Annotated in this window: 9 protein-coding genes; 5 read left to right on the top strand and 4 right to left on the bottom strand. The window is 72.8% G+C overall.

From position 1 onward, the window contains the following. Positions 1–73 precede the first annotated feature (73 nt). The 3 genes from ACQPYE_RS16355 to rhaI are packed head-to-tail and all read right to left on the bottom strand — an operon-like array spanning position 74 to position 4783. The gene (locus tag ACQPYE_RS16355; RefSeq protein ID WP_498722147.1) at positions 74–1525 is read right to left on the bottom strand and encodes a rhamnulokinase; all 1452 of its coding nucleotides are present in this window, start codon (positions 1523–1525) and stop codon (positions 74–76) included. Further along, positions 1525–3564, bottom strand: a complete 2040-nt coding sequence (locus ACQPYE_RS16360; protein ID WP_498722149.1) for a bifunctional aldolase/short-chain dehydrogenase — start codon at positions 3562–3564, stop codon at positions 1525–1527. The genes ACQPYE_RS16355 and ACQPYE_RS16360 overlap by 1 nt, the downstream gene beginning before the upstream one ends. A 58-nt stretch (positions 3565–3622) precedes the next feature. Beyond that, positions 3623–4783, bottom strand: a complete 1161-nt coding sequence (gene rhaI, locus ACQPYE_RS16365) for an L-rhamnose isomerase (protein ID WP_498722150.1) — start codon at positions 4781–4783, stop codon at positions 3623–3625. Positions 4784–4993: 210 nt separating this feature from the next. Between rhaI and ACQPYE_RS16370 the strand changes: the two genes are divergently transcribed. From ACQPYE_RS16370 to rhaS, 5 genes are all read left to right on the top strand, one after another. Next, positions 4994–6004, top strand: coding sequence for a LacI family DNA-binding transcriptional regulator (locus ACQPYE_RS16370; RefSeq protein ID WP_498722926.1), 1011 nt, complete (start codon positions 4994–4996; stop codon positions 6002–6004). 235 nt (positions 6005–6239) lie between these two features. Then, positions 6240–7754 carry a sugar ABC transporter ATP-binding protein gene (locus tag ACQPYE_RS16375; RefSeq protein ID WP_498722151.1) on the top strand — a complete coding sequence of 505 codons (1515 nt, stop codon included), beginning with the start codon at positions 6240–6242 and terminating at the stop codon, positions 7752–7754. Next, positions 7751–8788 (top strand): ABC transporter permease, encoded by a 1038-nt coding sequence (locus ACQPYE_RS16380; RefSeq protein ID WP_498722152.1) that lies wholly within the window; start codon positions 7751–7753, stop codon positions 8786–8788. Before ACQPYE_RS16375 ends, ACQPYE_RS16380 begins: the two co-directional genes overlap by 4 nt. After that, positions 8778–9800 carry an ABC transporter permease gene (locus tag ACQPYE_RS16385; RefSeq protein ID WP_498722153.1) on the top strand — a complete coding sequence of 341 codons (1023 nt, stop codon included), beginning with the start codon at positions 8778–8780 and terminating at the stop codon, positions 9798–9800. The genes ACQPYE_RS16380 and ACQPYE_RS16385 overlap by 11 nt, the downstream gene beginning before the upstream one ends. 49 nt (positions 9801–9849) lie before the next feature. Beyond that, complete coding sequence (rhaS, locus tag ACQPYE_RS16390; RefSeq protein WP_498722154.1) at positions 9850–10932, top strand: rhamnose ABC transporter substrate-binding protein; 1083 nt, start codon at positions 9850–9852, stop codon at positions 10930–10932. A gap of 49 nt (positions 10933–10981) precedes the next feature. Here the strand turns inward: rhaS and ACQPYE_RS16395 are convergent, their stop codons facing one another. Next, complete coding sequence (locus ACQPYE_RS16395) at positions 10982–12376, bottom strand: family 43 glycosylhydrolase (protein WP_498722155.1); 1395 nt, start codon at positions 12374–12376, stop codon at positions 10982–10984. Positions 12377–12494: the final 118 nt, after the last annotated feature.

Consider the following 12494-nt stretch of genomic DNA (forward strand, 5'->3'; position numbering starts at 1 on the left):
AGGACGCCGCCTACTCGCTCAAGAGTGAACTGCGGGTTACAGGAATCAACAGAGGAGGGGATGCCACCGCCGGTCACCCGGTCAGGCGCTCCTCGGCGGCCTGCCACGCCCGGTGGTCACCGCTCGGCTCGTACCGGACCAACCCGGTCGAGGACCGCACCAGCTCGCGCAGCTCCCGCAGCCCGCCGGTGACCACGCCCAGCGCCCTGGCCTGCACGAGCGCGTTGCCGTAGGCGGCGGCCTCGACCGGTCCCGCCACGACCGGCAGGCCGCAGGCGTCCGCGGTGAGCCGGCACAGGAGGCGGTTGCGCGCGCCGCCGCCCACGACGTGCACGACGTCGACCCGCCGCCCCGACAGCTCCGCGGCCTGGCGGACCGCCCGGCGGTGCGCCAGCGCCAGGCTGTCCAGCACGCACCGGACGATCGCGGCGGGAGTGGAGGGCGGGGTCTGCCCCGTCCGCGCACAGGCCTCCCGGATGCGGGCGGGCATGTTCCCCGGGGGGATGAACGCCGGATCACCCGCGTCGACCACCGCGGCCAACCCCGGCTCGGCGTCCGCCGCGTCGAGCAGCCCACCGAGGTCCGGGTCGCCCCACTCGCGCAAGCACTCCTGCAACAACCACAGACCCATCACGTTGCGCAGGTAGCGGACCGTGCCGTCCACGCCGAGCTCGTTGGAGAAGTTCGCCGCGCGACCGGCCTCGGTGAGCACCGGGCCGTCCAGCTCGACCCCGACCAGCGACCACGTCCCGGTGGCCACGTAGGCGAAGTCCTCCGTCGCGGCCGGCACTCCGACGACCGCCGACGCGGTGTCGTGCGACCCGACGGCCACCACCGGCACGGGCCCGGTCAGGCCGGTCTCCGCGAGGACGTGGTCGCGCAGCGCGCCGACCTCGGTCCCCGGCTCCACCAGCGGCGCGAACAAGCCGGCGGCGAGGTCCAGGCGCGCCGCCAGCTCCGCCGACCACGTCCGCGTCCGCGCGTCGAGCAGGCCGGTGGTGGAGGCGTTGGTGACCTCGGTGACGCCCGCGCCGGTGAGCCAGTGCCCGAGCAGGTCGGGGATGAGCAGCAACCGCCGCGCCGCGTCCAGCTGCGCCGTGCCGCGGGCCGCCGCCAACTGGTAGACGGTGTTGAACGGCAGCACCTGCAACCCGGTGACCCGGTACAGCTCGGCCGCCGGCACCCGCGCGTGCACGGCCTCGGGCACGCCGTCGGTGCGCCGGTCGCGGTAGTGGACCGGGTTGCCGAGCAACGCCCCGGTGGCGTCCAGCAGGCCGTAGTCGACCGCCCACGAGTCGATGCCGACCGAGTCCAGCCGCGGCCCGGCCGCCCGCAGGCCGTCGAGCACGCCCCGGTACAGGCCCAGCACGTCCCAGTGCAGCGTGTCGCCGAGCCGCACCGGCCCGTTGGGGAACCGGTGCTTCTCGACGAACGTCGCCCGACCGGGCGTGATGTCGAAGGCCATCACGCGTCCGCTGGACGCGCCGAGGTCGACCGCCGCGACCCGGACCGCAGGCCCGGCCATCAGCGCAGGAAGGCGGCGGCGACGCCGGAGTCGACCGGCACGTGCAGGCCGGTGGTCTGGGACAGGTCGCCGGCGGTGAGCGCGAAGACGGCGGCGGCGACGTGCTCCGGGAGCACCTCCCGGCCCAGCAACGTGCGCTTGGCGTAGTAGGCGCCCAACTCCTCCTCCTCGACCCCGTACACGGCGGCCCGCTGCGCGCCCCAGCCGCCCGCGAAGATGCCCGACCCGCGCACCACGCCGTCGGGGTTGACGCCGTTGACCCGGATGCCGTGCGGCCCCAGCTCGGCGGCCAGCAGCCGCACCTGGTGCGCCTGGTCGGCCTTGGTGGCGCCGTAGGCGACGTTGTTGGGCCCGGCGAACACGCCGTTCTTGCTGGAGATGTAGACGATGTCGCCGCCGACGCCCTGCTCGACCATCACCTTCGCGGCGGCCCGCGACACCAGGAACGACCCGCGCGCCATCACGTCGTGCTGGAGGTCCCAGTCGCGCACGGTCGTCTCCAGCAACGGCTTGGAGATCGACAGGCCGGCGTTGTTCACGACCAGGTCCACCCCGCCGAACGCGAGCACCGCCTCGGTGAAGGCCCGCTCCACGGCCGCCTCGTCCGACACGTCCGCGGCCACGCCGATCGCCACGTCCGCGTCGCCGATGCCCTCGGCGACCGCCGCCGCGCGTGCCGCGTCGAGGTCGGACACGACCACGCACGCGCCCTCGGCGGCCAACCGCTCGGCGATGGCCTTCCCGATGCCCGACCCCGCGCCGGTCACCAGCGCCACCCGCGTGGCCAGCGGCTTCGGCTCGGGCATCCGGGCCAGCTTGGCCTCCTCCAAGGCCCAGTACTCGATGCGGAACTTCTCCGACTCCGGGATCGGCCGGTAGGTCGACACCGACTCGGCGCCGCGCATCACGTTGATCGCGTTGACGTAGAACTCGCCCGCCACCCGCGCGGTCTGCTTGGTGCGGCCGAACGAGAACATGCCGACACCGGGCACCAGCACGATCGCCGGGTCCGCGCCGCGCATCGCCGGCGAGTCCGGCGTCGCGTGCCGCTCGTAGTAGGCGCGGTAGTCCTCCCGGTACGCGGCGTGCAACTCCATCAGCCGCGCGATGATCTCCTCCACGCCCGCCGTGCCGGGCAGGTCCACCACCAGCGGCTTGACCTTGGTGCGCAGGAAGTGGTCCGGGCACGAGGTGCCGAGCTCGGCCAGCGGCGCGAGCTTCTCCCGGGACAGGAAGTCCAGCACCACGTCGCTGTCGGTGAAGTGCCCCACCTGCGGGAGGTCGGTCGACGCCAGGCCGCGGACGGCGGGGAAGATCGCCGCCGCCCTGGCCCGCCGCTCGGCCTCGGGCAGCGGTTCGCGGCCGGGCGCCACCGGGCCGAACGGCTCGGCGGACCCGTGCCGGGCCAGGAACTCCTCCGCCGTCCGGATGATCTCCGCGGAGTGCGCCTCGCACTCCTCGGACGTGTCACCCCACGCGGTGATCCCGTGCCCGCCCAGCACGCACCCGATCGCCCGCGGGTTCGCCGCCTTGATAGCCGCGATGTCCAGGCCCAGCTGGAAACCGGGACGGCGCCAGTCCACCCACGCCACCCGGTCGCCGAAGCACCGCCGGGTCAGCTCCTCGCCGTCGGCCGCCGTCGCCAGCGCGATGCCCGAGTCGGGGTGCAGGTGGTCCACGTGCGGCGCGTCGACCAGCCCGTGCATGGCGGTGTCGATCGACGGCGCCGCGCCGCCCTTGCCGTGCAGGCAGTAGTCGAACGCCGCGACCATCTCGTCCTCCCGGTCCACGCCGGGGTAGACGTCCACGAGCGCCCGCAGCCGGTCCAGGCGCAGCACCGCCAGGCCGGCGGGGGTGAGGGTGCCCAGGTCGCCGCCCGAGCCCTTCACCCACAGCAGCTCGACCCGGTCGCCGGTCACCGGGTCGGTGTCGCTGCCCTTCGCGGAGGTGTTGCCGCCCGCGTAGTTGGTGTTGCGCGGGTCGGCGCCCAGCCGGTTCGAGCGGGCGACCAGCGCGGCGGCGGTCGTGTTGTCGGTCATCTGCGGGAAGCTCCTCGTGGGGCGAGCGGTGTCGAGGGGTGTCGGGGGTCGTCGGGGGTCAGAGCCAGCCGGCCTGCGTGCCGCCGACGCGCGCAGCGGCGATCTCGGCGGCGTAGCCGGAAGCGCGGTAGGCGGCCATCGGGTCGCGGGGCAGGCCCTTGGCCTCGCGCCGGTCGGCCAGCGCGCCGCGCACGTCGGTGTGGAAGGCGTCCATCAGGACGTCGTGCGCGCCGATCACGTCACCGTCGTCCTGGGCGGCGGTCAGCGCCCCGGTGTCGACGAGCAGCGCCTTGGCCAACGCCTGCTCGACGTTGAGGACCGACCGGAGCTGGCCCGCGATCTTGTCCTCGATGTTGTGGCACTGGTCGAGCATGAAGTTCACCCCGGACGCGGGGCGGTGCGCGTCGACCGCGACGATCTCGACCATGATCCGGAACAGCTGGAACGGGTCGGCCGACCCCACGATCAGGTCGTCGTCGGCGTAGTAGCGGGAGTTGAAGTCGAAGGCGCCGAGCCTGCCCGCCCGCAGCAGCTGCATGACGATGAACTCGATGTTCGTGCCCGGCGCGTGGTGACCCGTGTCGAGCACGACCTGCGCGCGCTCGCCCAGCGCCTGGCAGTGCAGCAGCGCGGTGCCCCAGTCGGGGACGTCCATCGCGTAGAAGTACGGCTCGAAGAACTTGTACTCCAGCAGCAGCCGCTGGTCGGGACCCAGCGCGGCGTAGATCTCCGCCAACGAGTCGGCCAGCCGGTCCTGCCGGGCGCGCAGCGAGGCCTGCCCCGCGTAGTTCGTGCCGTCGGGCAGCCACAGCTTCAGGTCGGCCGAGCCGGTCTCCGCCATCACCGCCACGCAGTCGAGGTGGTGCGCGACGGCCTTGGCCCGCACCGCCGGGTCCGAGTGCGTCAGCGAGCCGAGCTTGTAGTCGTCGTCCTGGAAGAGGTTCGAGTTGATCGCGCCGATCCGCACGCCGTGCTCCGCGGCGTGGGCGGCCAGCGCCCCGAAGTCCTCGACCCGGTCCCACGGGATGTGCAGCGACACCCGCGGCGCGAGCCCGGTCAGGGCGTGCACCCGCGCGGCGTCGGCGATCTTCTCGAACGGGTCGCGCGGCGTGCCCGGTGTGGTGAACACCTTGAACCTGGTGCCGGAGTTCCCGTACGCCCAGCTCGGCACCTCGACGGTGAACCCGTCGAGTTCCGACAGCACCTCCTGAAGGGACATCACACGCGTTCCTCTCGGCAGCGGGTCAACCGGTGTGGCGCCGACGGTAGCCGACCTTGGAACGTTTCACAACGGACCGGTGTGGAGTGGAATCGGCTGTCCGGCGCACGCTTTCCTTCCTGCTAGGCTTCGCCGAGACGTGGGTGCTTGGACGTTTCACCTCCGAACCGCGTCGATCACGAAGGAGGGTGGGCGGTGTCCGCGCCGAGCATGAAGGATGTCGCCGCGCACGCCGGCGTGGCCGTGGGCACGGTGTCGAACGTGCTCAACCACCCCGAGCTGGTCGCGGAGAACACCCGCAAGCGGGTGCAGGCCGCGATCGCGGAGCTGGGCTTCGTGCGCAACGAGTCGGCGCGCCAACTGCGCGGCGGCACGAGCCGCACCCTCGCCTACGTGGTGCTCGACACCCGCAACCCCTTCTTCACCGACGTGGCCGCCGGCGCGCAGCGGGTGGCGGAGGACGCCGGGCTCGCCATGTTCCTGTGCGACGGCGGTGAGGACCCCACCCGCCAGGCCAGGTACCTCGACCTGCTGGAACAGCAGCGGGTGGAGGGCATCCTCATCACGCCGGTCGACGCGGAGGACCCGCGCCTGGACGCGCTCGCCCGGCGCGGGACGCCCGTCGTGGTCGTCGACCGCGGCGCGGGGCCGGACCGCTGCTCGGTGTCGGTGGACGACGTGCTCGGCGGCGACCTGGCCGCGTCGCACCTGCTCGACGCCGGGCACCGCCGGATCGCCTTCGTCGGCGGCCCGCGCTCGATCGGCCAGGTGGCCGACCGCCTGACGGGCGCCGAGCAGGCCCTGGCCCGCGCCGGCGCCGAACCGCTCACCGTGCTGGAGACGGCACGCCTCGACGTCGCCGAGGGCAGGCGCGCGGGCGAGCGGCTGGCCGGCCTGCCCGCGGCCCGGCGCCCCACCGCCGCGTTCTGCGCCAACGACATGCTCGCGCTCGGCCTGCTCCAGCAGGCGGTCCGGCTCGGCCTGCGCGTGCCGCACGACCTGGCGATCGTCGGCTACGACGACATCGAGTTCGCGGCCGCGGCGGCGGTGCCGCTGACCTCGGTCGCCCAGCCGCGCCAGCTCCTCGGTCGCACGGCGGCGGAACTGCTGCTGGCCGAGGCCCGGCACCCGGAGGGCCACGTGCACCAGCAGCGGGTGTTCGAGCCCGAGCTGGTGGTGCGGGAGTCCACCAGCATGCGCCGGCTGGACGGCGTCGCCTGATCCGGTGACGTCCGGGCCCCGTGCCGGGGTGGCGGTCTTCGTCGACAGTTGCGCAAGTATTGAAACGTGTCATTCCCGATCCTGTGCAGCGATGCTCCGGGGTGAGCATGATGACGCAATGATGACCGCACCCACTCGGGAAACGGTGCCTGCCCACCGTTGACGGTGAGCTCGGATTGCCCCTAGCCTCGCGCATCAGCACCGCATTGAAACATTTCAGTGAAGGAGGTGCCGGGTGGGCCCAGAACACGCGACCCCGCTGCTGGAGGTGCGCGGTGTCGCCAAGTCGTTCGGCGCCGTGGTGGCAGTCCGCGACGTGTCGTTCCCGCTGCACGGTGGCGAGGCGCACGCGCTGGTCGGGGAGAACGGCGCGGGCAAGTCGACGATCGTGAAGGTGCTCGCCGGTGTGCACGAGCCCGACGCGGGCGTCATCGTGCTGGACGGCGAGGAGCGGCGGTTGGTCGGACCCGCCGCCGCGCGGGCGGCCGGCATCGCGGTCATCCACCAGGAGCCGACCCTGTTCCCCGACCTGTCGGTCGCGGAGAACATCTTCCTGGGCCGCCAGCCGTTGAGGCGGTTCGGGCGCGTCGACCGGGCGGCGATGAGGGCCGGGGCGGTGCGGCTGTTCGACCGGCTCGGCGTGCGCCTGGACCCGGACCGGACGGCGCGCGGCCTGTCGATCGCGGACCAGCAGCTGGTCGAGATCGCCAAGGCGCTGTCGCTGCGGGCGCGCGTGCTCGTCATGGACGAGCCGACCGCCGCGCTGTCCGGCGTCGAGGTGGAGCGGTTGTTCGCGGTGACGCGTGCGCTGTGCGCGGAGGGCGCCGCGGTCCTGTTCATCTCGCACCGCTTCGACGAGGTCTTCGCGCTGTGCCACCGGCTCACGGTGATGCGCGACGGCGCGTGGGTGTCCACCGATCCGGTGGCCGACCTGACCGTCGACCAGGTGGTGCGGCGGATGGTCGGGCGGGACGTCTCGACGCTGTTCCCCAAGGAGGACGTCGAGCCCGGTGACGTCGTGCTGGAGGTCGACGGGCTGACCAGGCACGGCGTGTTCGCCGACATCGCGTTCTCGGTGCGGGCGGGCGAGATCGTCGCCCTCGCCGGGCTGGTCGGCGCCGGTCGCAGCGAGGTGGTGCGCGCGGTGTTCGGGATCGACCGCTACGACGGCGGCGAGGTCCGGGTGGCGGGCGGGCGGCTGCCCGCCGGTTCGCCCGCCGCCGCCGTGTCCGCCGGGCTCGCGCTGGTGCCGGAGGACCGCCGCCGGCAGGGCCTGGTCATGGAGATGTCGATCGAGCGCAACGCGACGCTCACCCGGCTGAAGCCGCTGGCGAGACTGGGGCTGCTCGGCGGCGGGCGCGAGCGCCGGTCCGCTCGCGAGTGGACGAAGCGGTTGCAGGTCAAGTACGGGCGCTTGGCGGACGCGGTCGGCACCCTGTCCGGTGGCAACCAGCAGAAGGTGGTGCTGGCCAAGTGGCTGGCCACCGGACCGAGGGTGCTGATCGTCGACGAGCCGACGCGCGGCATCGACATCGGCACGAAGGCCGAGGTGCACAGGCTGCTGTCGCGGCTGGCGGCCGATGGCGTCGCGGTGGTCATGGTGTCGTCGGAGCTGCCCGAGGTGCTGGGGATGGCCGACCGCGTGCTCGTCATGCACGAAGGTCGGATCACCGCCGAGCTCGGCCGCGCCGAGGCGACGGAGGAAGCGGTCGTGTTCGCGGCCACGGGCCGGCAGGGGGCGACCGCGTGAGCACCCGGTCGACGGCGCCACCGGTGGAGGCGGACGGGAGCAGGACCCGGTCCGTCCGCGACCTGTGGTCGGCGCGGGAGTTCGGCATCGTGGTGGCGCTCGGGCTGCTCGTGCTCGTGACCACGCTGGACAACCCGGCGTTCCTGTCGCCGCAGAGCCTGCGCGACCTGCTGCTCGGCGCGGCGATCCTGGTGGTCCTCGCGGTCGGGCAGACGGTGGTGATCATCTCCCGCAACATCGACCTGTCGGTCGGCGCGGTGCTCGGCCTGGTCGCGTTCGCCACCGGCACGCTGCTCAGCTCGGCCCCGGGCACGCCGACCGCGGTCGTGGTCCTGGTCGGCGTCGGGCTGGGCGCGGTGTGCGGTGTGGTCAACGGCGTGCTGGTGGCCGCGGCGCGCGTGCCCGCGCTGGTGATCACGCTCGGCACGCTCTACGCGTTCCGCGGCATCGACCACTCCTGGGCGCGGGGCCGGCAGATCAACGCCTCCGACCTGCCGCGCTCGTTCCTCGGGCTGGGCACGTGGACCGTGCTCGGCGTCCCCGTGCTCGCCGTCATCGCCGTCGCCGTGACCCTGGTCGTGGGCTTCTACCTGCGGTCCTACCGCAGCGGGCGGGAGCTGTACGCGATCGGCTCGGAGCCCGCCGCCGCGCGGCTGTCCGGCATCGCGGTCGGCCGCCGGGTGTTCACCTCGTTCGTCCTGTGCGGCGCCCTGGCCGGTCTCGCCGGTGTGCTGCACGCGGCGCGCTTCGGCACCGTCGACGCGACCGTGGGCACGGGCATCGAGCTCCAGGTGGTCGCGGCGGCCGTGGTCGGCGGCGTGGCGATCTTCGGCGGCAGCGGCAGCGTCTACGGCGCCGCGCTCGGCGCGCTGCTGCTGACCACCATCGGCAGCTCCCTCGCGGTGCTGCGGATCAACCCGTTCTGGCAGCAGGCCGTGGTCGGTGGCCTCATCCTCGCCGCGATCGGACTGGACCGGCTGCTGGCCGTCCGGGCGGCGAACCGCTTGCGAGGGAGGTCGCCCCATGGCGCGTGACGCGGTGGCGGTGGACGCCCCGGAGACGACGACCGCGGGCGTGCTGCGATCGGTGTTGCTCCGGTGGGACACCGTGCTCCTCGTGGTGCTCGCCGCCGTGGTGGTGATCGCCGGGGTGCTGGTCGAGGGGTTCGCGAGCGGGCGGAACCTCCAGTTCCTCCTGCTGGACGTGATCGCGGTCGCGTTGATCGCGCTGCCGCTGACGCTGATCGTCGTCACCGGCGAGATCGACCTGTCGGTGGCCAGCACGCTCGGGCTGTGCAGCGCGGTGATGGGGCAGCTGTGGGTGGCGGGCCTGCCGCTGGAGCTGGTCGTGGTCCTCGTCGTCGGACTCGGCGCGGTGCTCGGCGCGGTGAACGCGGTGTTCGTGACCAAGTTCGCGCTGCCCTCGCTCGCGGTGACCATCGGCACGCTGGCCGCGTACCGGGGCCTGGCGTTCGTGGTGCTCGGCGACCAGGCCGTCGCCGACTTCCCGTTCCGGTGGACCGACGCCGCGAGCAGCACCGTCGCCGACGGCGCCGTGCCGTGGGCCGCCGTGGTCACGATCGTCCTCGCGGTCGTGTTCGGCGTCGTGCTGCACGCGACCCCGTTCGGCCGGTCCCTCTACGCGATGGGCAACAACGCCGAGGCGGCGACGTTCGCCGGCATCCGCGTGGCCCGCGCGAAGTTCTGGCTGTTCGTCGCCTCCGGTGCGGTGTCCGGCCTGGCCGGGGTGTACTGGACGCTGCGCTTCGCCAGCGCGCGGGCGGACAACGCCGCCGGTCTGGAGCTGGCCGTGGTCGCCGCCGTGCTGCTCGGCGGTGTCTCCATCTTCGGCGGTCGCGGCACGGTGGCCGGCGTGCTGCTGGGCGTGCTGCTGCTCGGCGCCGTCCGCAACGCCCTCCAGCTCGCCGACGTCGCCGCCGACACGCTCAACGTCGTCACCGGCGGACTGCTGATCGCCTCGGTCGTGGTGCCGAACGTCGTCACCAGGGCCCGCACCCGATGGCGACGGCGCAGCCGCACCGCCTGACCCTCGGACCACTCGAGACAACGAAGTCACCGCCGAGAGAGGGAGAACCATGTCCACCCAGCCCAAGCGCACCCTGCGCCTCGGCCTGATCGCCACCACCGCGGCGGTCGTGCTGGTCAGCGCCGCGTGCGGTGGCACCACCCGTGGTTCCGAGGACGCGAACCCCACCGGCAACCGGGCCACCGGGCAGGCCGACCCGAACGCGCCGCTGGCCGAGGGCCTCGACGTGGCGTTCCTGCCCAAGCAGGTCAACAACCCGTACTTCACCGTGGCCGACGGCGGCGGCAAGAGCGCCACCGAGGAGTTCAAGGGCAGGTACAAGGAGGTCGGCCCGTCCGAGGCCAGCGCCTCGTCCCAGGTCAGCTACATCAACACGTTGTCGCAGCAGCAGACCGACGTCATCGCGACCTCCGCGAACGACCCGAACGCGATCTGCGGCGCGCTCAACAGCGCCCGGCAGGCGGGCGCCAAGGTCGTCACCTTCGACTCCGACACCAAGCCCGAGTGCCGGGACGTGTTCGTCAACCAGGCGACCGCCGAGGGCATCGCGGCGAACCAGGTCGAGCTGATCGCCGAGCAGATCGGCGGCACGGGCAAGATCGCGATCCTGTCCGCCACGCCGAACGCGACCAACCAGAACGCGTGGATCGAGCTGATGCGCGCGGAGCTGAAGAAGCCCGAGCACAGCAGGATCGAGCTCGTCACGGTCGCCTACGGCAACGACGAGGACCAGAAGTCGTTCCAGGAGACCCAGGGCCTGCTGCGCTCCTACCCCGACCTGAAGGGCATCGTCTCGCCCACCACGGTCGGCGTCGCGGCGGCGGCGCGTTACCTGTCCGGCTCGGAGTACAAGGGCAAGGTGGCGCTGACCGGCCTCGGCACGCCGAACCAGATGCGCGAGTTCGTCGAGGACGGCACGGTCGAGGCGTTCGCCCTGTGGAACCCCGCCGACCTCGGCTACCTCGCCGCCTACGCCGGCGCCGCGCTCGCGTCCGGCCGGATCACCGGCGCGGAGGGCCAGAAGTTCACGGCGGGCAAGCTCGGCGAGTACACCATCGGCGCGGACGGCGTCGTCGTGCTCGGTCCGCCCACCGTGTTCGACCGGGGCAACATCGACCAGTTCGACTTCTGAGCCCGGTGGGCGCGCGGCGCTGGTCCCACGGTCCGCGCGCCCACCGGTTTCAGAGGGTCGGGACGATCGGGGCGATGGTGCCGTCGGCGTTGAACGTCAAGCGGTCCACGGTGGTCTCGCGGTTGGTGCCGCTGCCGCCGGGCACGGCGAAGCGGTGGTAGGCGACGTGCCAGGTGTCGCTGCCGGGAGCCTTGACCACCGAGTGGTGGCCGGGTCCCTTGATGCCCAGCTCCAAGCGCTTCTGCAGCACCACGCCGCGCTTGGTCCACGGGCCGAGCGGGGACGTCCCGGTGGCGTAGGCGACGCGGTAGTCCTCGCTGCGGGTGTCGTTCTCCGACCACATGAAGTAGTAGGTCCCGTTGCGCTTGACCACGAACGAGGCCTCGCGGTAGCCGCTCGGCGTGATGTCGCGGACCTCGGCCGGGTCGAAGGAGACCATGTCGGCGTCGAGCGGCACGACGTAGGCGGTGCCGTTGCCCCAGTACAGGTACGACTGCCCGTCGTCGTCGGTGAGCACCATGGGGTCGATGGCCTGCCCGGAGTACGCGCCCGCGCGGATCAGCGGCCTGCCGAGGGCGTCGCGGAACGGACCGGTGGGGGAGTCCGACACCGCCACACCGAGGTGCTTGCCCGTGTCACCGGACGCCGCGCCGCCGCTGAAGTACAGGTAGTAGCGGCCGTTCTTGGCGACCACGGCGGGCGCCCAGGCGGAGTTGTCGGCCCACGACACGTCCGGCCCGTGGTCGAGGATCATGCCGTGGTCGGTCCAGTTCACCAGGTCCGTCGAGGAGAACGCCTTGTAGTGCGGCGAAGCCCAGCCCGCGTAGCCGTCCGTGGTCGGGTAGAGGTAGTAGCGGCCGTTGAAGTTCGTGATGTGCGGATCGGCGTACAGCCCCGGGATGACCGGCCCCTTGGTGGCCTTCGGGCTCCACGGCGCGGTGAGGCGGAACGAGCTGTCCGCGCGGAACTGGGCCGTGTCCTGGTAGGTGTCCAGCCACAGCTCGTAGTTCCGGTGCCGGAGCCGGCGGTCCGGGTGGCTGAACGACGCCAGCGCCACCGACCCGGACGTCGACCCGGCCACCGCGCAGAACGTCGCGTCCTCGCGGAAGCGCGCGTCGCCGATGTTCGGCTCCAGGCGCACCCGGTAGTCCAGGTGCCGCAGGAACGAGCCGTTCTTGGCCTGGAAGGAGTGGCACGACGGCGAGGCCAGGCCCGAGGTCACGGTGAAGGTCGCGTCCAGCTTGGTCTGCGCCGTGCTCGCCGACGTCACGGGGTCCACCCGGCCGAGGTAGTCCTGGTGCCGGACGTAGCGGCCGGGGAAGTTCACCGACTCCAGCGAACGCGCCCCGGTCGGCAGCACCTCGGCGAACGCCGGTGACGGCACGGCCACCGTCGTGGCGACGAGGCAGGACAGCACCACGCAGGTGCGCGTTCGACGACGCATGGTCGACTCCGAGTTCTGTTCCGCGGGCGAGGGCGTTGAGCCGGGAGAAGGGCACGCTTGTTAGCGTTAACATCACGGTGGGTCGACCAAGGCGACTTCGAGCAGCACGGACGTGAGT

Source organism: Actinosynnema sp. CA-299493, from assembly GCF_050946825.1.
Taxonomy (GTDB): Bacteria; Actinomycetota; Actinomycetes; order Mycobacteriales; family Pseudonocardiaceae; genus Actinosynnema.